Here is a 21,079-nt window from a genome sequence, read left to right as displayed (position 1 = left end):
GGACGGGTGTGTGCCGAAACCGGCTCGCCCGCGCGCCCCACCCGTCCGAGGGAGGACGCGCGGCCCGGAACGGTCAGTCGCTGTCCACCAGCAGGTCGGCCGGCAGGCCGGACAGCCGCAGGACCCGCTCCGGCGCGCTGCCCGCCGTCACCCGGACCCGCGCCCGCCCACCGGCCGCACGAGCGGCGGCCGCGACCTCGAGCAGCAGGCCGACCCCGGCGCTGGCCAGGTAGCTCACCGGCCGCAGGTCCAGCACCGCCTCCACCGACGGCCGGGACACCGCGGCGAGCAGCTCCGGTCCCAGCCGGCCCACCGCGAGGAGGTCCAGCTCCCCGGACAGCTCCAGCAGGGGACCGTGCGGGCCGGGCCGCACCGTCAGCGCCGCCTCGTCCTCCGCCGGCGCCGCGTCGGGGGCGGCCGGCGCGGTGGCGGCGTCACCTCCCGGCGCCGGCGGCGCCACGCGGAAGCGGACCTCGGTGCCGCCGCCCTCGGCCGGGCCGATCGAGACGTCGGTGGACAGCGCGCCGATGAGCTCGATGCCCCGCCCGCGGAAGCCCTTGTCCGCGGGGGCCGGGCGCCAGGTGCCGTTGTCGCGCACCCGCACGAGGACCGAGCCGTCGGGCTCGCCCTCGAGCGAGTACTCGCACTCCCCGGCGTGGCCGGGTCCGGGGTAGGCGTGCTCGACCGCGTTGGCCAGCGCCTCCCCCAGCGCCAGCTGCAGGTCGTCGACGGCCTCGGGGTCCAGCCCGGCGGCCGCGGTCCAGGCGGTCACGGTGCGGCGCACCCGGGCCAGCCGCGCGGGATCCGCGGGCAGCCGCTCGGTGAGCGGGGGCGGGAGGACCCGGATGGCGATCACGGCCACGTCGTCGGGCTGGTCGCTGTCACCCAGCACGTCGCCGAGCAGGTGGCGGACCAGCCGCTCCGGGGCGGCAGCCGCGTGCCGCCGGGCGGCGTCGGCGATCCGGCCCAGGCCGGCGTCCAGGGTCTCGCCGCGGCGCTCGACGAGCCCGTCGGTGTAGAGCAGCAGCGTCGTCCCCGGGGCGACCTCCGCCGAGCCCTCGGTGTACCGGCCCCGCCCGGGCACGCCCAGCACGGGGCCGGCGCCGGCGCCGTCGAGCAGGGCGGCACCCTCGCCGGTGACCAGCAGCGCCGGCGGGTGCCCGGCGCGGGACCAGCGGACCCGCCCGGCCGCGCGGTCGACGACCAGGCACGCGGCGCTGGAGGCCAGGGCGCCGGGCAGCCGGGCGGCGAACCGGTCGAGCAGCTCGAGCGCGGCGGCCGGCGGGCACCCCTGCAGCAGCGCGGCGGACAGCGCGCTGCGCAGCTGCCCCATGACCGCGGCGGCGGCCGGCCCCTGGCCCACGACGTCGCCGACGGCGATCGCCACCACGCCGTCGTCGAGCTCGACGACGTCGTACCAGTCCCCGCCGGCCGAGCTGCCGATCGCGCCGGGGAGGTACTCGGCAGCCAGCGCCAGCCCGGGGAGCCGGGGGAGCTCGGCGGGCAGCAGGCTGCGCTGAAGGGTCGTGGCGATGTCCAGCTCGGCCCGGTAGAGGCGGGCCCGGTCCAGGCCCAGCGCGATCTGCTCGGCCACGGCCAGCAGCAGCGTGCGCTCGTCGTCGGGGAAGTGGTGCGGCCGGCCGAACGCCATGCCGAGCACGCCGATCACCCGCCCGCCGACGGCCAGCGGCAGCGCCGCGGCGGCGCCCAGCGGGTTCGTCGCGAGGCTCTCGGCGAGCGCCGACGGCAGGCCCGGACGGTCCGCCGTCACCACGTCCACGCCTTCCACCCACACCGGGCGGCCGGTGCGCACGGCTGCGGTCAGCGCGATGGGTGCGGTCAGCGGGACCGAGGCCCACGCCCGCCGCTCGGCGGCCTCGCGGGGGTCGCGGCCGCTCATGGCCAGCGCGTCCAGCGAGCGGCGCGCGGCATCGAGCTCGTAGACCCCGGCCCGCCCGCCGTCGGGGGTCAGCCCGGCCAGGGCCCGGGCGGCGACGTCGGCGACCTCCTCGGGCGTGGTGGCCGCCGAGACCTCCGCGGTCACCTGCTGGAGCACGGCCAGCCGCCGGGCGGTCGCCCGTTCCCCGGCCAGCAGCAGGACGTTGTCCACCGCCAGCGCGGCCCGGGCGGCCACCTCCTCGACCAGCAGCCGGTCGTCCTCGCCGAGGGGCTGGGTCTCCGCCCGCCGCGCCAGCCCGAGCACGGCCAGCACCCGGCCGCCGACCGACAGCGGCACGGCCATGCCCGACCCGACGGCCAGCGTCGACGCCAGCTCCGGCCGGCCCTCCGGTGGCCACGGCAGCTGGCCGGTGAGGACGCTGCGCCCGCTGCGGACGACGTCCGGCCCGAAGCCGCTCTGCGGGCTGAGCGTCGCGACGGCGGCCTCCGCCGCGCGGTCCAGGCCGGCGATGCCGGCGAAGCGGAGCTGCCCGTCGCCGTCGACCACGCGGGCGGTGCAGATGTCGGCGACCCGGCGGTCGACCAGCAGCCGGCACAGCGCCGAGAGCTGGCCGTCGACCGTGCGCTCCCGGTCCAGCACCGCACCGGCCGCCGCGAGCAGCGCCTGCCGCTCGGTCTCCCGGTGCCGGGCGCTGATGTCGGTGCAGACCCCGACGTGCCCGGCGGAGCCGAGGCCGGCGCCGATCGGCACGGCGCGCTCCAGCAGCCAGGCGTAGGTGCCGTCGGCGCGGCGCAGCCGGAACTCCACCTCCCAGCCCCGATCGTCGCCGGTGGCCTCGGCGACGACGCGCGCCAGTCGCTCCCGGTCGTCGGGGTGGACGCCGTCACGCCAGCCCTCGTCCAGCTCGGCGCCGGCGTCCCGGCCGGTGAAGGCGGTCCACCCGGCGTTGACCAGCACCCGGCGGCCCTCGCGGTCGGAGACCCAGATGAGCGCCGGGGCCAGGTCGGCGATGGCGGTGAAGCGCTCCTCGGCCTCCCGGCGGGCGCGCCCCAGGTGCACGTGCGCGCCGACGCGGGCGAGCAGCTCCTGGGCGGCGAAGGGCTTGACGAGGTAGTCGTCGGCGCCGGCGGCCAGGCCCTCGACCGCGGCCTCCTCGCCGGCGCGGGCCGAGAGCAGCAGCACCGGGACCCGGGACGTGCGCGGGTCGGCCCGCAGCTCGGCCAGCAGCTGCATGCCGTCCAGCCGCGGCATCATCACGTCGCTCACGAGCAGGTCCGGCGGGGCGGCGCGGGCGGCCTCCAGCGCCTCCTGCCCGTCGGCGACCGCGGTCACGGTGTAGCGCGGCGTCAGCAGCCGCACCAGGTAGTCGCGCATGTCGGCGTTGTCGTCGGCGACCAGGACGCGCCCGGCCGGCGTCGCCGGACCGTCCGCTGCGCCGGGCTCGTCGCCCGGCCCGGCGGGGGCCTCCGCGGGGTCGGCCGCGGGCAGCCAGCGCAGCGCCTCGCTGAGGAACGGCGCGGCGGCCCGGCTGACCGCCGGGGCGTCGGGCGTGGCCGGGGCCAGCTGGTCGGCCGGCAGGTGCGCCGTGCCGTAGGGGACGGTGACGGTGAACGTCGTCCCGACGCCGACGGCGCTGTCGGCCGCGACCGTGCCGCCGTGCAGGCCGACGAGCTCGCGCACCATCGCGAGGCCGATGCCGCTGCCCTCGCCCGAGCGCGACCGGGCGCCGGCGACCCGCGTGAAGCGCTCGAACAGGCGGGGCAGCTCGGCGGCGGGGATGCCGGTGCCGGTGTCGGCGACCGTGAGGACGGCGCCCTCGGGTCCCGGCTCCAGCCGCACGGTGATGCCGCCCTCGAACGTGTACTTCAGGGCGTTGGACAGCAGGTTGAGGACGACCTTCTCCCACATGTCCCGGTCGACGTGGACCGGCTCGGGCAGCGGGGCGCACACGACGTCGTAGGAGAGGCCGGCCCGCGCCACGGCCGAGCGGAAGACGCTGGCCAGCTCGGCGGTGGTGGCGGCGAGGTCGACCGGCTCGAACCGGGCCTCGATGCGCCCGGCCTGCAGCCGGGAGAAGTCGAGCAGGGTGTTGACCAGCTTGCCCAGCCGCAGGGCGTTGCGCTCGATGACCTCGAGCTCCTCGCGCACCCGGGACTCCGGCAGCTCGGGCGCTCCCCGCAGCTCCGCCACCGGGCCCATGATCAGCGTGAGCGGGGTGCGGAACTCGTGGCTGACGTTGCTGAAGAAGTCGGTCTTCGCGCGGTCGAGCTCGGCCAGCGCCTCGGCACGCTCCCGCTCGGCCTCGTAGCTGTCGGCGTTCAGCAGGGCGCCGGAGACCTGCTGGGCGACCAGGTCCAGGAAGCCGCTGTAGGCCTCGTCGTGCGGGCGGTGCGGGTTGAGCCCGACCACGAGGAAGCCGGCCAGGTCCTCCGGCCCCTGCCCGGACGCGGTGAGCGGGAGGACGACGGCCCGGTCCGGGGCCTGCTCCCAGGCCCCGGAGGGCAGGTCGGGGAAGCGGGCGCGCAGGCCCTCGACGTGCACCGGCCGGCCGACCCGCAGCGGGGACTGCACGGCGCGGCGGGAGTCGCCGGGCGTGAGCACCGCCGGCAGGATCCCGCCGTCGGTGTCGATGCCGGCGGCCACCGCGAGGCGGGCCGTGTCGTCGTCGTCGTAGAGGTAGACCGCGCTGAACGGCAGGTCGGCCGGGTTGCGCACCAGCTGCTCGCCCACGGCGTCGAGGACCTCGCGGCGGGTGCGGGTGGACGCCAGGGCCGCCGAGAGGTCGCGCAGCGTGGCCATGCGCCGGTCGCCGATGACCCGCTCGGTGGTCTCGGTGACGACGCAGAGCATGCCGGCGGTCCGCCCGGCGTCGTCGTCCAGCGGGCTGTAGGAGAACGTGTGGTAGGTCTCCTCCGGGTACCCGCTGCGCTCCAGGAACAGCAGCAGGTCCTCGTCCCACGTGGCCACGCCGGTCTCGAGCACCGACCGGACACGCGGTCCGATGTCCCGCCAGATCTCGGCCCACACCTCGCGGGCCGGACGGCCCAGCGCCCAGGGGTGCTTGGCCTGCAGCGTGTCGTGCCGGTAGGCGTCGTTGTAGAGGAAGGCGAGGTCCGGGCCCCAGCCGGCCCACATGGCGAAGCGCGAGGTGAGCAGGATCCGGACGGTGTTGCGCAGCGCGGCCGGCCAGGTCTCCGGCGCACCGAGCGGGGTCTGCGACCAGTCCCGCTCCGCCATCGCCGCGCCGACGTCCCCACCGCCGGCGAAGAGGCTCGCGCCCAGGGCGTCGTCCGTCACCGGGGCATCACCCTCCGGATGGTAGGACGCACGGGTCCCCCTCGCCCGAGCGCCCCCGGGTCACCCGGCGGGCTCGGCCGCGGCCGGCCCGCCGGTGGCGCGCGCCGCGCACGAGGCGGTGCCCAGCCACGCGTGTGGTGCCCCCTGGTAGCACCAGCCCAGCCGCGGCCGGCGGCCGCTGACCCACAGCGCGGGCACCCGCTCGTCGCCGGCCCGCGAGCCGAGCAGGGAGAAGCAGCCGCGGGAGCGCAGCACCCCGGGGTCGGAGACGAGCACCGCCAGGCCCTCCGCGACGGTCAGCGGGGTGCGGCCGGCCCCGGCGAGCCGGGGCGCGACGTCCCGCGGCGGGACGGCGAGGGTGTCCGGGCCGGTGTCGACGTCGAGCAGCAGGTAGGGCACCGGGGGCACGCCGAGCTCGGGCAGCGGCGCGAACCGGGCGACGTCCTCGGCGCTCATCGTGCTGAACCCGCCGCCGCCGGCGGTCTGCACCGTGGCCAGCACGTCGAGCACCGGGACGTCGGGCACGACCACCACGAAGGGCACCCGGTCGGCGGCCGGCGGCGTCCCGGTGGGCAGCACGTCCCGCAGCGGCTCGCAGCAGGCCCGGAAGCACTCCTCCGCCAGGCCCAGCATCGCCGGCAGGCCGGTGGCGACCAGCGCGTGCACCTGGCGGTCGAACTCCAGCTCGGCGGCGGCGGCGGCCGGCAGTGCGGGGAGTGCGGGCAGCGCGGACACGGGCTCTCCTCGTCCTCGGTGACTGGGCGCCGGCCCTGCGCTCCCCCGGCCGGCGCGTCCCCCTGCGGCCGAGGAGTCTGCCGCACACCGGCCCCTCGCGTCACGGCCGGCTCAGGCCCGGCGGCCCCCGACGGCGGCGAGCTCGGCGACCGGGCGTCCCGTGGCGGCGGCGACCTCCGCCTCGTCCAGCGCCCCGCAGTCCAGCCCGCGCAGCACCACCCCGGCCAGGGCGCGGGCGGTGGCGGGCTCGTCGAGCACCCCGCCGTCCACCCGGTCCAGGTAGGCGGCGAGCCGGGCGGCGGCCGCCGGCAGCGCGGCCCGGAAGAAGGCGTAGGTGGCGGTGTACCGGGTGACCAGCTGGGCCGGGTGCAGGTCCCAGCCCTGGTAGAAGCCGCGCTCCAGGGCCCGCCGCACCAGCCGGGCGTGCAGCCGCCAGGCGGCGTGCACGTCGGCGGTGGCCCCGACCGGCAGCACGTTGGTCGAGCCGTCCACCGGGTGGGCGCCGGTGCCCGCGACCGCCACCTGCACCAGCTGCTTGGCGAAGTCGGCCGCGGGGTGGTCGGAGGCCTGGTGCTCGGCGGCGATGCCGAGCGAGGCGCTGTAGTCGTAGGTGCCGTAGTGCAGGCCGATCAAGCGGGGCCCGGCGACGTGCACCATGCGGGCCAGCGCCACGGTCCCGTCGGCGGCGACCACCGCCTGCGGGGTCTCGATCTGCAGCTCCAGGTCCAGCGTCGCGCCGTGCGCGGCCTGCAGCGCGTCGAGGACCGGCAGGAAGGCCCGCACCTGCTCGACGTCGGTGACCTTCGGGAGCGTGACGACGGCGCGGCCGGGCCCGAGCGCCCCGAGGAAGAGGTCGAGGGTGCGGACGCCGCGCCGCCGGGTCGGCGCCTCCAGGGACTTCGCGCGGATCCCGACCGAGGGCGGGGCGACGCCGGCCGCGCGGTCGGCCGCCACGGCCGCGGCCGCGCGCTGCACGTCGTCGTCCTCCCGGTCCGGCGGGCCCCGGTAGCCGTCCTCGGCGTCGACCCGCAGGTCCTCGACCGGCTCGGCCGCCAGCTTGGCCCGCACGCGGGGCAGCACCTGCTCGACCAGGCCCGCGTCCAGGCCGAGGTCGGGCAGCCCGTGCTCGTCGAGCGCCGCCAGGGCCGCCGCGCCCCACTCGCCCGCCAGCCCGGGGACGACGGCGTCGGCCGGGACGTAGCAGGTGTGCACCGGCTGGCGCTCCGGCCAGTCGCCGGGGTACCGGGCCAGCCGGAGCGCGTCGGTCGGGGTGAGCCGCCGGTCGAGCTCCGCGTAGACGGTCTCGTCCAGGCTCATGGCGCAGCTCCGATCTGCCCGGCCGCGGTGCGGGGGCCCGCCGCGAGCCTGCGAGTGGTGGGGGGCACCGGGGTCCTCCCTCAGTCGACCAGCTCGTAGGCCGGCAGCGTCAGGAAGTCGGGGAACTCGTCGGCGAGGGCCACCCGCTCGAACAGCTCCCGCGCCTCGGCCAGGTGGGGCAGCTCGCCCATGCCGGCCACCTCCTCGGCGACCACCCGGCGCACCAGCTCCGCGGTGACGGTCTCCCCGTCGTCGAGCTCGACGCCGTTGTGCACCCACTGCCACACCTGCGAGCGGCTGATCTCGGCGGTGGCGGCGTCCTCCATCAGGCCGTGGATGCCGACGGCGCCGTTGCCGCCCAGCCAGGCCGCCAGGTAGCGGATCGCGACCTCGACGTTCGACCGCAGCCCGGCCGTGGTGCGCCCGCCGGGGACGCCCGCCACGTCGAGCAGCTGCGCCGACGTCACCGACACCTCCGGCCGCTGCCGGTCCAGCTGGTTGGGCCGGTCGCCGAGGACGGCGTCGAAGGCCTCCCGGCACAGCGGCACGAGGTCGGGGTGGGCGACCCAGGAGCCGTCGAAGCCGTCGCCGGCCTCCCGCGTCTTGTCCTCCCGGACCTTGGCGAACGCCCGCTCGTTGACCTCGGCGTCGCGCCGGCTGGGGATCGCCGCGGCCATCCCGCCGATCGCCATCGCCCCGCGCCGGTGGCAGACGGCGACCAGCTGGTCGGTGTACGCCCGCATCATCGGCGCGGTCATGGTCACCGCGCCGCGGTCGGGGAGCACGAAGCGCGGACCGGCGTCGCGGAAGGTCTTGATCACGCTGAACAGGTAGTCCCAGCGGCCGGCGTTGAGACCGGTGGCGTGGCTGCCGAGCGCGTGCAGCATCTCCTCCATCTCGAAGGCCGCCGGGATGGTCTCGATCAGCATCGTGGCGCGGATCGAACCCGCCGGGAGGTCCAGCACCTGCTCGGCGTGGTCGAACACCAGCGCCCACAGCGCGGCCTCGAGACGGCCCTCCATCTTGGGCAGGTACAGATACGGGCCGCTGCCGCGGTCGAGCTGCTCGCGGGCGTTGTGGAACAGGTACAGCCCGGCGTCGACGAGCGCGCCCACGGCCGGCTCGCCGTCGACCAGCAGGTGGCGCTCGGGCAGGTGCCAGCCACGGGGGCGGGGCACGATCGTCGGCAGGTCGCCGTCCTCCCGCAGGCGGTACTCCCGGCCGTCGGGGCTGGTGGAGGCCAGCGTCCGGCGGACGGCGTCGCGCAGCACCACCTGCCCGCCGACGACGTTGCGCCAGTGCGGGGTGTTGGCGTCCTCGAGGTCGGCCAGCCACACGTCGGCGCCGCAGTTGAGGGCGTTGACGGCCATCTTCGGCTCGGTGGGGCCGGTGATCTCCACCCGGCGGTCGACCAGCCCCGGCGGCGGGGGCGGCACCCGCCAGTCGCCGTCCCGGACCTCCGCCGTCCCCGGGCGGAAGTCGATGGTGCCCGCCGCGGCGATCTCGGCCCGGCGGACGGCGCGGGCGGCCAGCAGCGCGTCGCGCTGGGTGCCGAAGCGGCTCTGCAGGTCGCCGACGAAGGCCAGCGCCTCGGGGGTGAGCACCTCCCCGGCCCGGTCGACGTCCGGTCCGACCACGCGCACGTCGGTCATCAGGGCCTCCTCAGTGCTGTGGGGCTGGCATCCTCTCACCGTGGCCAGCCTCGACGAGTTCAACTCCGGGCCCGCCGACCGTGCCGTGGAGTCGTTGCGGGCCTGTAACGCCGCCGCGCGCTTCGCCGCCGAGGTCGCCGCCGGCCGGCCCTACCCCGACGTGGAGACGCTCGTCCGGCGCGCCGGCGAGGTCGCCCGCGGGCTGTCGTGGGACGAGGTGTCGATGGCGCTGGCCGCCCACCCGCGGATCGGCGACCGGGTGCCAGGCTCGTCGGCCGAGGCCGAGTCCTCCCGCCGCGAGCAGGCGGCGATGGGCGGGGCGGACGACGAGGTCCGGGCGGCGATCGTGCAGGGCAACCGGGACTACGAGGAGCGCTTCGGGCACGTGTTCCTCATCCGGGCGGCCGGGCGGTCGCCGGAGGAGATGCTCGCGGAACTGCGGCGGCGGCTGTCGGCCGACGAGGACGCCGAGCGCGCCGAGGTGACCGAGCAGCTGGCGCAGATCACCGAGCTGCGGGTGCGGGGGCTGGTGGCATGAGCGTCTCGACGCACGTGCTCGACGCGGTGGCCGGGCGGCCGGCCGCCGGGGTCGCCGTCCGGTTGTTCGTCGGCGACGACCTGCTCACGCAGGGGGTCACCGACGCCGACGGCCGCTGCCGGCTGACCGAGGAGGCGACCGCCCTCGGCCCGCACCGGCTCGTCTTCGCCACCGGCGCGTGGTTCGCCGAGCGCGGCGCGCCCGCCTTCTGGCCGGAGGTGACGCTGACCTTCACCGTCGCCGACCCGGCCGCCCACCACCACGTGCCGCTGCTGCTGTCCCCCTACGCGTACTCGACCTACCGCGGCAGCTGACGGTCCCCCTGCAGGGGCCCGCCGCGAGCCCGCGAGCGGTGGGAGCAGGAGGGTCCTTCCTGTGCAACACGGGCGCAACAGCGCCGGGAGAGGGTGCAGCCATGGCGATCCGGCTCGGGGCGAACCAGTACGGCAAGGCGGAGGTCCGCGTCGTCGCGGTCGACCGCAGCTCACCGCGGCACGAGATCGTCGACCTCAACGTCACCACCACGCTGCGCGGGGACTTCACGGCCGCGCACACCGCCGGCGACAACGCCCACGTGCTCAGCACCGACGCGCAGAAGAACACCGTGTTCGCCTTCGCCCGCGAGGGGGTGGGCTCCCCCGAGGCCTTCGCGCTGCGGCTGGCCCGCCACCTCGCCGGCGCCTACCCGTGGATCAGCGGCGCGCGCGTGGCGGTGGAGTCGTACGGGTGGGAGCGCATCCCGGTGGGCGGGGCCCCGCACGACCACGCCTTCCGGCGCCCCGGCGGGGAGGTGCGGACGGCGGTCGTCACGGTGGACGGCGACGAGACGCACGTGCTCGCCGGGCTGGCCGACCTCGTCGTCCTCAAGACGACGGGCAGCGAGTTCCGGGGCTTCCCCCGCGACCGGTACACGACGCTGGCCGAGACGACCGACCGCGTCCTGGCCACCGCGGTCACCGCCCGCTGGCGGTACACCGGCACCGACCTGGCGTGGGACGACGTGTCCACCGGCGTGCGCACGACGCTGCTGGAGACCTTCGCCGCCACCTACTCCCTGGCGCTGCAGCAGACGCTCTACGCGATGGGCGAGGCGGTGCTCGAGCGCTTCCCGGAGGTGGCGGAGGTGCGGATGTCGATGCCCAACAAGCACCACTTCCTGCAGGACCTCTCGGCGTTCGGGCTGGACAACGTCCCCGGCGAGCGGCCGGTCGTCTACCACGCCGACGACCGCCCGTACGGCCTGATCGAGGGCTCGGTGGTGCGCGACGAGGCGCCGCCGGCCGACGTCGCCTGGCTCGGCACGCCCGGGTTCTGCTGAGCCCCGGTCAGGCCGGCTCGAGCGCGACGCCCGCGGCGACGACGGTGGCGTGCACCCGCAGGTCGGCGCCGCGCTCGTCGTCGGTGCCCTGGACCCGCGGGTCGAGGTCCACCCGGCCCGGTCCCGAGCTGTGCACCCACACCCGCCAGCCGGCGGGCACCCGCACCTCGGCGCCGGACATCCAGGCGCGGACGGTCAGGTCCACACCGCCGGGCACGCGGGGCACCCCGCCCAGGTCCAGCTCCGCGCCCGCCATGACCAGGTCCAGCCGCACCCGGGAGAGCTCCGGGGAGCGCGGGCGCAGCTCGGTCCCGCCCATGAGGCGGAACCGGCGGATGCCCGCGGTGGTGTCGTCCCCCTCGTCCCTGTGCCGTGCCAGCACCCGGCCGGTCAGCACGCCGCCGGCCTGCAGGACGACGGCGCCGGCCAGCCAGGGCAGCACCCGGCGGAGGAGGAGGGGTATGGCCATCCCCACACCCTGCCCGGCCGGACTCGCCCTGCCCAGAGCCACCGGCCCCTGGCACGATCGGCGCCCGTGACCGCCGAGCGGGAGACGCTGACCTACGAGCTGTTCGGGACCGCCAGCCGCGAGCTCGCCGAGCAGGTCGCCGCCGACGGCTTCGAGCCGGACCTGATCCTGGCGATCGCCCGCGGCGGGCTCTTCCTCGGCGGGGCGCTGGGGTACGCGCTGGACGTGAAGAACCTCTTCGTGATGAACGTGGAGTTCTACACCGGCGTCGACGAGCGGCTGGACCTGCCCGTCGTCCTCCCGCCGACCCTCGACCAGGTCGACATCACCGGGGCCAACGTGCTGGTCGCCGACGACGTCGCCGACACCGGCAAGACCCTCGAGCTGGTGCGCGACTTCTGCACCGGGTACGTGGCCGAGGTGCGGACGGCGGTGGTCTACGAGAAGCCCCGGTCGGTGGTGCGCTGCGACTACGTCTGGCGGCACACCGACCGGTGGATCGACTTCCCGTGGTCGTCCCAGCCGCCGGTGCGCTCGCGCTCCACCCGGCCCGCGCACTAGCCCGTTCCCGCAGGCGCCGCGCGGTGCTACACAGCCGCGGCGTGAGCACCCCGACGCCCTCCCCGCGCCCGCCCTCCGCCGCCACCGACCCGGAGGAGGCCTGGCGGCAGCGGATGCTGTACGTGGCCGAGCAGAACCAGCAGACGCTGCGGCGGGTGGCCGCCGACGTCCGCACCGTCCGGACGATCCTGGTCGTCTACGCCTTCCTCGCCGTGCTGTCGGCCTGCGCCGCCGTCCTCCTCACCCTCCTCGCGGCCTAGGGCCTCGGCCGGGGGCCGGCTAGTACCGGAAGTGGGCCACCGAGGCCTGCAGCGAGCCGGCCATCCGGGCGACCTCGTCGATCGCCGTGCGCGCGTCGGCCATGGCGCGGGTGGTGGCGCCGCTGGCGTCGGCGACCGCGGTGATGTTCTCGGCGATCCGGCCGGCCGAGACGGCGGCCTCGCCGACGTTGCGGTTCATCTCGGTGGTCGTCGCGGTCTGCTCCTCGACCGCCGCGGCGATGGTGCCCTGGGCGTCGTTGATGACCCCGATGACCGAGGCGATCTCGCGGATGGCCACCACGGCGCCCTCGGTGTCGCCCTGGATCGCGGCCACCCGGGCGGTGATGTCCTGCGTGGCCTTGGCCGTCTCCTGGGCCAGCTCCTTGACCTCGTTGGCGACGACGGCGAAGCCCTTGCCCGCCTCGCCGGCCCGCGCCGCCTCGATGGTGGCGTTGAGGGCCAGCAGGTTGGTCTGCTCGGCGATCCCGGTGATCACCTTGACCACGTCGGCGATCTCCACCGACGACCGGCCGAGCTCGGCGACCACCGCGGTGGTCCGGTCGGCGGCCTCCACGGCCTGGCCGGCGACCCGCGCCACCTCGGCGGCGTTCTGCGCGATCTCCCGGATCGAGGCGCCCATCTGCTCGGACCCGGCCGCCACGGTCTGCACGTTGACCGACACCTGCCCGGCCGCGCCGGCCACGACCTCCGACTGCGCGGAGGACTCCACGGCCAGCCGGCCGAGGTCCTGGGCCGAGGCCGACAGCTCCTCGGTGGCCGAGGCCAGCGTGGTGGAGCTGTCGCCGATGGCGGTCACCACCGCCCGCATGCTGGCCATGGAGGCCTCCAGCGCGGTCGCCATCCGGCCGACCTCGTCGCGGCTCGTGACGCCGGCGCTGCCGCGGAGGTCCCCCTCGGCCAGCCCGGCCACCAGCGCGCCCACCCGGCGCAGCGGGCCGACGACCGAGCGCGTGACCACCCAGCCCAGCAGCGCGAGGACGACGACGCCGGCCACCGCGACCACCACGGCGATCGTGACCGCCGTCGAGCGCTGGTCCGCCGAGCGGTCGGCGGCCGCGGTCGCGAAGGCGGTGACCTCGGCGCCGAGGGTGGGCAGCTCGTCCTCGAGCGTCCCGAACGCGTCCGCGAACTGCGGGTAGGCGGCCTGCGCGGCGGCCAGGTCGCGGCCGGCGAGGGCCACGATGTCGGCCGCCGACGCGAGGTAGCCCTCGACGGCGGGGGTGACCGCGTCGAGCGCGGCGATCACGGCGGGGCTCAGGTCGTCCTCGCGCACCTCGGCGAGGACCCCGCGGAACACGTCCTCGTGCTCGGCCAGGTCGGCGACGGCCTCGGCGTACAGGGCACCCTGCCCGGCGCTCACCAGCGCCTGGAGCACGTCGCCGCGGACGGCGTCGTGCATCATGTCGGCGAGCAGCATGTCCTCGCCCGCCTCGGCGCTGGCGAGCAGCTCGTCCGCGGTCTCGCCGGTGCCGGCCAGGGCCTGCAGGGTGACCGCCGCGAAGACGGCGAGGGCTCCGGCGCCCGCGGCGACCAGGGCGGCCAGCTTCACGCCGAGGGGACGGTCGGACCAGTAGCGCGCCATGGAAGGGCTCCGAGAGGCCTGTGGTCGGTGATCGCGGTCACGACCACCGTGGCGGGTCTATCGGCGGCAGCCCGAGCGGCCTCGTTCCGAAAGTCCGAGAATCCTGCAGGACCACCGGACTTTCTCGTTCCGGTAGCCGGCCCGGACGGAGCCACCTGCCCGGTCACCCACGCGTCGAGACCGTCACGGTGAACTGCCGGCCGGCCGCGGCGACGCGGGTCGGGCCGACCAGCCGGCGCAGCGCGGCGCGGTGCGGGAGGCGGTTGTTGTAGACGGTCCACAGCTCCCCGCCGGGCCGCAGCACGCGGGCCGCAGCGGCGAACAGCCGGTCGGCCGCTGCCGTCACGACCGCGGTCCCCAGGTGGAACGGCGGGTTGCAGACGACGAGGTCCACGCTCCCGGCCGGGACGTCCGCGGCGGCGTCGTCCCGGGTGACCCGGATCCGGCCGGCCGCCCCGTTGGCCTCCGCCGTCGCCCGCGCGGACGCCACCGCGGCCGCGGACTGGTCGGTGGCGAGCACCGTCAGCCCCGGCCGGGCCGCGGCCAGCGCCACCGCGAGCACGCCCGTGCCGCAGCCGAGGTCCAGCGCCGTGCGGGCGTCCGGGGCCGCCGGGGGCAGCGCGCGCAGGAGGGCGCGGGTGCCGTCGTCCACCCGCGTGCCGGCGAACGCGGCGCCGTGGGCGCACACGGTGAGGCCCGTGGCGTCGTCCCGCCGGCAGCGGGGGAACGACGGCGCGACGTCCCGCCGCGGCCGGCGCGCGACGAGCAGCCGGGACTTCTGCCGCGCCAGCGTGGCGGAGACGTCGGTGAACCCGGTGCGCAGGACGTCGTTCATCGCGTGGGTCATGTGCTTGACCCGGCCGCCGACGAGGAGGGTGACGTCGTCCGCGGCACGGGCGGCGGCCAGCTCGGTCAGCTCGCGCAGCGCGTCGAGGGCCTTCGGGGCCTTGGCGAGCACGACGCGTGCGCCGGCGAACAGGTCGCCGTCCAGGGGGAGCGACCGGTACGTGCCGGCCAGGCCGGTCCGCGCGGCGTTGGCGGCGAGCGCGAGCTCGCCGACCAGCAGGTCCTGGTGCACCCGGACCTCCCGGGCCCCGTGCAGGGCGACGGCGCCCAGGGTGAGGGCGCCGTGGGAGTCGTCGACGACCACGACCTCACCGGGCCGTGCCGCCGCGAGCAGCGGCGCGGCCTCGTCGAGGAGCAGCCGGTCGGTGGCGTCGACGGCGACGAGTTCCGGTGCCTCGACGTCCGGCTCCCGCCGCAGCCGCGCGAACAGGTCGGCGCCGTCGGGGGCGGGGCTCACCGCCGGGGCGTCGCGGCGACGAGGTCGGCGACCACGCGCCCCAGCTGCGGCCCGACGTCCTCCTGCAGGAAGTGACCGCCCCCGGCGAGGGTCACGTGCGGCCGCACCCGGGCGCCCGGGACCAGCCGCTGGAACACCGCGTCGCCGCCGCCGGTGATCGGGTCGGAGTCGGAGAACGCGGTGAGGAACGGCTGGTCCCAGCGGGCGAGCACCTCCCACGCCGCCCGGTTCGCCGCGGCGGCCGGGTCGTCGGGGCTCGTGGGCACCAGCGCCGGGAAGACCCGCGCGCCGGCGGTGTGGCGGTCGTCGGGGAAGGGCGCGTCGTAGGCGGCGACCACCTCGGCGGGGAGGGCGGTGACCGTGCCGTTCTGGACGATGCGCCCCACCTCGAACCGCTCCGCCGTGGCGGCGAACCGCTGCCAGGCGAGGAACGCCTCGCTCATCGGGGAGTCGCCGGTGGGGAGGCCGGTGTTGGACACCACGACCCGGGCGAACCGGTCGGGGTGCTCGCCGACCAGGCGCAGCCCGATCAGGCCGCCCCAGTCCTGGGCGACCAGCGTGACGTCGGTCAGCCCGAGCCCCTCGAACAGCGCCTGGCGGACCCACTCGACGTGGGCGGCGTAGGTGTACGCGGCCGGGTCGTCGGGCTTGTCCGACCGGCCGAACCCGATGAGGTCCGGCGCGACCACGCGCAGGCCGGCGTCCACGAGCACCGGGATGACGCGGCGCCAGAGGAAGGACCACGACGGCTCGCCGTGCAGCAGGACGACGACCTCGCCGTCGGGCGGTCCGGCCTCGACGAACGCCATCCGCAGCGCCTCGCCGCCGACCGTCGGCCCGCCGCCGAAGGTGACGTGACCGACCGGGTACGGGAAGTCGGGGACGGCGGCGAAGCGCTCCTCGGGCGTGCGCAGGACCTCCACGGCTAGACGCCGGGCAGGCCGACCGGGCAGGAGACGCCGGTCGAGTGCACCGGGCAGTAGCCGTTCGGGACCTTGTGCAGGTACTGCTGGTGGTAGTCCTCGGCGTAGAAGAACTCGCCGAGCGGGGCGATCTCGGTGGTGATCTCGCCATAGCCCGCGGCGCGCAGCCGCTCCTGGTAGGCGTCGCGGGTGGCGCGCGCGGCGGCCTCCTGCTCCGGCGACGCGTAGTAGATCGCCGAGCGGTACTGGGTGCCCACGTCGTTGCCCTGGCGCATGCCCTGGGTGGGGTCGTGGTCCTCCCAGAACGCCTTGAGCAGCTGCTCGTAGCTGGTCACGGCCGGGTCGAAGACGACCAGCACGACCTCGGTGTGCCCGGTGCGCGCCGAGCACACCTCCTCGTAGGTCGGGTTGGGCGTGTACCCGCCCGCGTAGCCGGCGGCGGTGGAGTAGACGCCGGGCAGCTGCCAGAACACCTTCTCGACGCCCCAGAAGCAGCCGGCGCCGAAGACGGCGGTCTGCATGCCCTCGGGGAACGGCGGCCGGATGCGGTTGCCGTTGACCGCGTGGAACTCGGGCACGAAGGGGAGGGGGTCGGGGCGGCCGGGCAGCGCGTCCTCGCGCGCCACGGGCTCGGTCTTGTACCGCGAGAACAACGACATACCCCCAGCGTAGGACCGTCGCGCCACCCCGGACGGCGCCGCGGGCGCGGCCGTTGCAGGATCGACGGCGACTCCCCCGCCCCGCTCCCCGGAGGTCCGCCGTGCCCGTGTCCGCCCGAGAGTGGCACCTCGCCGCCACCCCGCACGGCGAGCCGACCCCGGAGGACTTCCGGCTCGTCGAGGTCGAGCACCCCGACCCGGCGGAGGGCCAGGTCGTCGTCCGGATGGTCGCGATGTCGGTCGACCCCTACATGCGCGGGCGGATGCGGCCGGAGCCCTCGTACGCCGCGCCCTGGGAGGTCGGCGAGGTGATGAAGGGCGGCGCGGTCGGCCGGGTCGTCGAGTCGCGGGCCGACGGCGTCCCGGTCGGGGCGCTCGTGCTCACCGACGCCGGCTGGCGCGACGTCGCCGTCCTGCCCGCCCGGGAGGTGCGGGTGCTGCCGGTGCTGGAGGGCGTCTCGCCGACCCACCACCTCGGCGTCCTCGGCATGCCGGGGCTGACGGCCTACGCCGGGCTGTTCCGGGTGGCCGCGTTCGAGGCCGGGGACGACGTCTTCGTCTCCGGCGCGGCGGGCGCGGTGGGCAGCCTCGTGGGGCAGTTCGCGCGGCTGCGCGGCGCGGGCTCGGTCGTGGGCAGCGCCGGCAGCCCGGAGAAGGTGGCCTGGCTCACCGGCGAGCTGGGCTTCACCGCCGCGTTCGACTACCACGACGGGCCGGTGTCCCGGCAGCTGCGGACGGCGGCACCCGACGGGATCAGCGTCTACTTCGACAACGTCGGCGGGGACCACCTGGAGGCCGCGATCGGCTCGCTGCGGGTGCACGGCCGGGCGGCGCTGTGCGGCTCGATCTCCGGCTACAACGCCACCGAGCCGCCGCCGGGACCGCGGAACATGAGCCTGATGGTGAGCAAGCGGCTGACCCTGCGGGGCTTCCTGGTCAGCGACCACGGCGACCTGCGGGCGGAGGCCACCGAGGCGATCGCGGGCTGGCTGCGGTCGGGCGAGCTGGTCGCCCGGGAGACGGTGCACGAGGGGCTGGACCGGGCGGTCGACGCCTTCCTCGACCTCCTGCGCGGGGGCAACACCGGGAAGATGGTCGTCCGGCTCGCCCCCGACCCGGACTGACGTGACCGCCGCCGTCCCCGCGCTGGAGCACGTCGGGGCGCCGGTGCCGGCCCGCGCCGTCGCCCTGTTCTGCCACGGCGGCACCGTGGAGAGCGTGCAGCCGCCGCGGGAGCGGGCGCTGTCGCTGCTGCGGATGCGGACGATCGAGGAGTTCGTCCGCCGCAGCGTGGGCCCGCGGGGGCTGGACACCTACCTGCTGCGCTACCGGGTGGCGGGGTGGAACGGGGTCGCCGCGGACGCGTTCGCCGACGTCCGGTGGGCGCTGGCGCGGATCCGGGACGAGCACGGGGACGACGTCCCGGTCGTGCTCGTCGGCCACTCGATGGGCGGCCGGGCGGTGCTGCGGGCCGGCGGCGAGCCCGGCGTCGCGGCGGTCTGCGCGCTGGCCCCGTGGACGCCGCCGGGCGAGCCGGTGGCCCACCTGCGGGGGCGGACCGCCGTCCTGCTGCACGGCCGCGGCGACCGGTGGGTGCCGGCCCGCCTCTCGGCCGACTTCGCGGTGCGGGCGCAGCGGGCCGGGGCGCGGATCGCCCGGTTCACCGTGGCCGGCGGGCACTCGATGGTGCGCCGGTCGGGGCTGTGGCACGCGTTGGTGCGCGACGTCGTCCTCGCCGGGGCGGGGTTCGCTGACTGGCGCCCGGACCTGGCCGCCGCCCTGCACGACCCCGCCGACCTCGCCGTCCCCCTGGACGCCCGCCGCCCCCGCTAGGTGGAGTCGCTCGAGTGCGGTTCCCGCACTCGAGCGACTCCGCTCAGGGCTGGGCGGGCCGCTCGTCGTCGGTCGCGGAGACACCCTGCAGGGGCGCGATCTCCATGACGTCGACCTCGCGCTGCTGCTCGCCGAGCGCCTCGGCCGGCGTCCGCTTCGGCCGGTAGACGACGGTGGAGACGAACAGGAAGCGGGCCAGGAAGGCCACGGCCAGGGTGATCCCCTGCGCGAGCACCGACGGGAACGCCAGGACCTCGACCAGGAACGCCAGCGCGGGGAGCCGCGCCAGGGTGTCGACGTTGTTGTAGAGCACCGAGTGCAGCAGCCGGGTCCACCAGCGGTGGCGGTTGTCCTTGAGGTCGTTGAAGACGAACCGCTCCTGCAGCACGAAGTTGTGCAGGATCGCGACCTCGGTGGCGACGACCGCCGCGGGCATGTAGTGCAGGCTGGTCTCGCGCAGCAGCAGCCACATGAGCAGCAGGTTCACGATGGTGCCCAGCGCGCCGACGGCCGCGAAGCGCGACATCCGGCCCATCCGCAGCGCGGCCATCTGCCAGAGGAACTGCGCGCCGTTGCGCCACGACGCCTTGCTCTCGCCGTCGTTGCGCTCGCCGAAGGCGAAGGGCACCTCGGCGACGGACAGGTCGTGCCGGGCCAGGATCTCGAGCAGGATCTTGAAGCCCCGCGGGCGGAGCCGGTCGAGCTGGACGGCCTCGCGCCGCACGCAGAAGAAGCCGGTCATCGGGTCGGTGCAGACCCGCCCGACGCGGCGCGGGAAGCAGGACCGGGCCAGCAGCGTCGAGCTGCTGGAGACGGCGCGGCGCCACGAGGACGACAGCCCCGAGGAGTCCCCGGCGCCGACGTAGCGGCTGGCCACGACCATGTCGACGGCCTCGCCGGCGGCGGTGTCGCGCAGCAGCGGCACGAGCTCCGGCGGGTGCTGCAGGTCGCCGTCCATGACGACGACGTACTCGCCGCGCGCCGCGGCGATGCCGGCGGCCACCGCGCCGGCCAGGCCGCCGTCGCGGGCGCCGGGCTCGCGGTGCAGCAGCCGCACCGGCAGCGTGCTGCTGCCCGCGACACGGCGGACGACGTCGGCGGTGTCGTCGTTGGAGTCGTCGACGAAGAGGATCTCGGCGTCGCGGCCCCGGAGCGCCTCGTCCAGCCGGCGGACCAGCTCCGCGACGTTGCCGCGCTCGTTGAACGTCGGCACCACGACGGTCGTGTCCACGCTCGGCGTCTCCAGGGATCGGTCTGCTGCACCGGCGGCGGACCGGCGACTTCCCTCCGAGGGTGTCATGCCCCGTGGACGGGGCGGGCACCCGTCGTCGCGGCCGCGTGTCCCCTGCGTCCCAGCGGCGCCACCCGGCCCCGCCGTCACCCCGGCCGGCCCGGGCGCTCGAGCAGCCAGGAGACGGCGAGCCCGGCGACCAGGCCCCAGAACGCCGAGCCGACGTTCAGCACGGTCACGTCCGCGACGGTGACCACGAAGGTGACCAGGGCGCCGAAGGGCCGCGCGCCGCCGAAGGCCGTGACGAACGACGTCTGCAGCACCCGCAGCATGGCCAGCCCGCCGAGAGCGGCCACGAACGCGGCCGGGGTGCCCAGCATGAGGCCGGTGAACAAGGGGGCGAACAGCCCGAAGGCGATCGCCAGCAGGCCGCAGAGCACGCCGGCCGTGTACTGCCGGGACCGCTCGCCGGAGGCGGCCAGCAGCGCGTTGGTCGGGCCGGTCAGGCAGGTCGAGACGGTGCCCACGGCCGCCGTCAGCACCGACCACGACCCGCAGGCGACGGTGACCGCGGTGACCGGCGGGTCGTGCCGCGCGGCCCGCAGCACGGCGACGCCCTGCCCGTTCTGGACGACGAGCACGGTGATCGCCAGCGGGACGACGAGCTCCAGCAACGCCTGGGGCGACCACGCGGGCGCGGTGAGGACCGGCGCGGCGAGCACGCCGTCCGCCGGCCCGGGGTCGAACCGGCCGGACAGCGCCACGGCGACCGCCCCGACGACCAGCGCGCCGAGGACCGGCGGCACCCGGGCGCCCAGCGCCGGCAGCGCGCTGAGCGCCAGGAAGACCACGACCATGGGCCCGGCGATCCCGGCGTCGTCCTGCAGCGCGCGGACCAGGTCGACGCCGAAGCGCAGGAACACCCCGGCGACCATCGCCATGACGATCGGCATCGGGACGACGTCCATCACCCGGCGGACCAGCCCGGACAGGCCGAGCGCGGCGATCAGCAGCCCGGTGGCCACGAAGGCACCGATCACCTCCGGCCAGGAGAGGTGGCCCAGCGCCGGGCCGACCAGCACCGTGCCCGGGATGGTCCAGAAGAAGGCGAGCGGCTGCCGGTACAGCCAGCAGGCGAGCACGGTGAGGAGGCCGTTGAGGAAGAAGGCGCCGAAGACCCAGCTGGCGATCTGCGCCTGCGTGAGACCGCCCTGCTCCCCCACGGCGAGGATGACCGCCACGGGCCCGGTCGCGGCGAACACGAACCCCACGAGGGCGTTGCCGGCGTAGAGCGGACCGGTGTCGCGCAGCACCCGCCCGGGCCCGGGCAGCGGGCGCACCGGCCGCTCGACCAGCCCGCTCCGGACGCCGTCCTCGGTCATCGCACTCCCCCGCCCTCCGGCACCCGCGCATCCTCGCCCGGGGACGGCTCCGGGTCGACGCGGAGCGCACGCGCCATCCGGCCCGATTGAGGTCCGGA

Annotated in this window: 18 protein-coding genes; 7 read left to right on the top strand and 11 right to left on the bottom strand. The window is 76.5% G+C overall.

Going from position 1 to position 21,079, the window contains the following annotated elements; all coding sequences use genetic code 11:
* Positions 1-73 precede the first annotated feature (73 nt).
* From ACI8AX_RS02235 to aceB, 4 genes are all read right to left on the bottom strand, one after another.
* Positions 74-5,197 (bottom strand): SpoIIE family protein phosphatase, encoded by a 5,124-nt coding sequence (locus ACI8AX_RS02235; RefSeq protein WP_456548156.1) that lies wholly within the window; start codon positions 5,195-5,197, stop codon positions 74-76.
* Positions 5,198-5,257: 60 nt separating this feature from the next.
* The gene (locus ACI8AX_RS02230; RefSeq protein WP_456548155.1) at positions 5,258-5,932 is read right to left on the bottom strand and encodes a DUF5701 family protein; all 675 of its coding nucleotides are present in this window, start codon (positions 5,930-5,932) and stop codon (positions 5,258-5,260) included.
* A gap of 111 nt (positions 5,933-6,043) precedes the next feature.
* Positions 6,044-7,249: a DUF6986 family protein gene (locus ACI8AX_RS02225; protein ID WP_456548154.1), complete on the bottom strand. Its 1,206-nt coding sequence runs from the start codon at positions 7,247-7,249 to the stop codon at positions 6,044-6,046.
* A gap of 80 nt (positions 7,250-7,329) precedes the next feature.
* Positions 7,330-8,901, bottom strand: a complete 1,572-nt coding sequence (gene aceB, locus ACI8AX_RS02220; protein WP_456548153.1) for a malate synthase A — start codon at positions 8,899-8,901, stop codon at positions 7,330-7,332.
* 40 nt (positions 8,902-8,941) lie between these two features.
* Between aceB and uraD the strand changes: the two genes are divergently transcribed.
* The 3 genes from uraD to pucL all read left to right on the top strand — a co-directional run bounded on the left by uraD (position 8,942) and on the right by pucL (position 10,757).
* A complete protein-coding gene (uraD, locus tag ACI8AX_RS02215) occupies positions 8,942-9,439 on the top strand; it encodes a 2-oxo-4-hydroxy-4-carboxy-5-ureidoimidazoline decarboxylase (protein WP_456548152.1) in 498 nt (165 codons plus the stop codon).
* Positions 9,436-9,753 carry a hydroxyisourate hydrolase gene (gene uraH, locus ACI8AX_RS02210; protein WP_456548151.1) on the top strand — a complete coding sequence of 106 codons (318 nt, stop codon included), beginning with the start codon at positions 9,436-9,438 and terminating at the stop codon, positions 9,751-9,753. Before uraD ends, uraH begins: the two co-directional genes overlap by 4 nt.
* 101 nt (positions 9,754-9,854) lie before the next feature.
* A complete protein-coding gene (gene pucL, locus ACI8AX_RS02205) occupies positions 9,855-10,757 on the top strand; it encodes a factor-independent urate hydroxylase (RefSeq protein WP_456548150.1) in 903 nt (300 codons plus the stop codon).
* Between the two features lie 7 nt (positions 10,758-10,764).
* Here the strand turns inward: pucL and ACI8AX_RS02200 are convergent, their stop codons facing one another.
* Positions 10,765-11,226: a hypothetical protein gene (locus ACI8AX_RS02200; protein WP_456548149.1), complete on the bottom strand. Its 462-nt coding sequence runs from the start codon at positions 11,224-11,226 to the stop codon at positions 10,765-10,767.
* A gap of 66 nt (positions 11,227-11,292) precedes the next feature.
* Here ACI8AX_RS02200 and ACI8AX_RS02195 point away from each other — a divergent pair, with 66 nt between their 5' ends.
* A complete protein-coding gene (locus ACI8AX_RS02195) occupies positions 11,293-11,787 on the top strand; it encodes a phosphoribosyltransferase (protein WP_456548148.1) in 495 nt (164 codons plus the stop codon).
* Between the two features lie 41 nt (positions 11,788-11,828).
* Positions 11,829-12,047: a hypothetical protein gene (locus tag ACI8AX_RS02190; RefSeq protein ID WP_456548147.1), complete on the top strand. Its 219-nt coding sequence runs from the start codon at positions 11,829-11,831 to the stop codon at positions 12,045-12,047.
* A 19-nt stretch (positions 12,048-12,066) separates the two neighbouring features.
* Here ACI8AX_RS02190 and ACI8AX_RS02185 read toward each other — a convergent pair whose 3' ends face one another.
* From ACI8AX_RS02185 to msrA, 4 genes are all read right to left on the bottom strand, one after another.
* Entirely contained in the window at positions 12,067-13,650 is a 1,584-nt protein-coding gene (locus tag ACI8AX_RS02185; RefSeq protein WP_456548146.1) for a methyl-accepting chemotaxis protein, read from the bottom strand.
* A 163-nt stretch (positions 13,651-13,813) separates the two neighbouring features.
* Positions 13,814-14,953: a class I SAM-dependent methyltransferase gene (locus ACI8AX_RS02180; RefSeq protein WP_456548145.1), complete on the bottom strand. Its 1,140-nt coding sequence runs from the start codon at positions 14,951-14,953 to the stop codon at positions 13,814-13,816.
* A complete protein-coding gene (locus ACI8AX_RS02175) occupies positions 14,950-15,876 on the bottom strand; it encodes a haloalkane dehalogenase (RefSeq protein ID WP_456548144.1) in 927 nt (308 codons plus the stop codon). Before ACI8AX_RS02175 ends, ACI8AX_RS02180 begins: the two co-directional genes overlap by 4 nt.
* A gap of 2 nt (positions 15,877-15,878) precedes the next feature.
* Positions 15,879-16,535: a peptide-methionine (S)-S-oxide reductase MsrA gene (gene msrA / locus ACI8AX_RS02170; RefSeq protein ID WP_456548143.1), complete on the bottom strand. Its 657-nt coding sequence runs from the start codon at positions 16,533-16,535 to the stop codon at positions 15,879-15,881.
* A 107-nt stretch (positions 16,536-16,642) separates the two neighbouring features.
* On the opposite strand from msrA, the gene ACI8AX_RS02165 reads away from it, so the two are divergent.
* Both ACI8AX_RS02165 and ACI8AX_RS02160 read left to right on the top strand, forming a co-directional pair.
* Entirely contained in the window at positions 16,643-17,659 is a 1,017-nt protein-coding gene (locus ACI8AX_RS02165; protein WP_456548142.1) for an NADP-dependent oxidoreductase, read from the top strand.
* Between the two features lies 1 nt (position 17,660).
* Positions 17,661-18,368, top strand: a complete 708-nt coding sequence (locus tag ACI8AX_RS02160) for an alpha/beta hydrolase (RefSeq protein ID WP_456548141.1) — start codon at positions 17,661-17,663, stop codon at positions 18,366-18,368.
* 43 nt (positions 18,369-18,411) lie between these two features.
* On the opposite strand, the gene ACI8AX_RS02155 is transcribed toward ACI8AX_RS02160, so the two are convergent.
* Together ACI8AX_RS02155 and ACI8AX_RS02150 are read right to left on the bottom strand one after the other, a co-directional pair.
* A complete protein-coding gene (locus tag ACI8AX_RS02155) occupies positions 18,412-19,599 on the bottom strand; it encodes a glycosyltransferase (RefSeq protein WP_456548140.1) in 1,188 nt (395 codons plus the stop codon).
* 146 nt (positions 19,600-19,745) lie between these two features.
* Entirely contained in the window at positions 19,746-20,981 is a 1,236-nt protein-coding gene (locus ACI8AX_RS02150; protein ID WP_456548139.1) for a benzoate/H(+) symporter BenE family transporter, read from the bottom strand.
* Between the last annotated feature and the right edge of the window lie 98 nt (positions 20,982-21,079).

It is taken from the genome of Blastococcus sp. SYSU D00813 (assembly GCF_054050735.1).
This window is presented reverse-complemented; position numbering and strand designations above follow the sequence as displayed.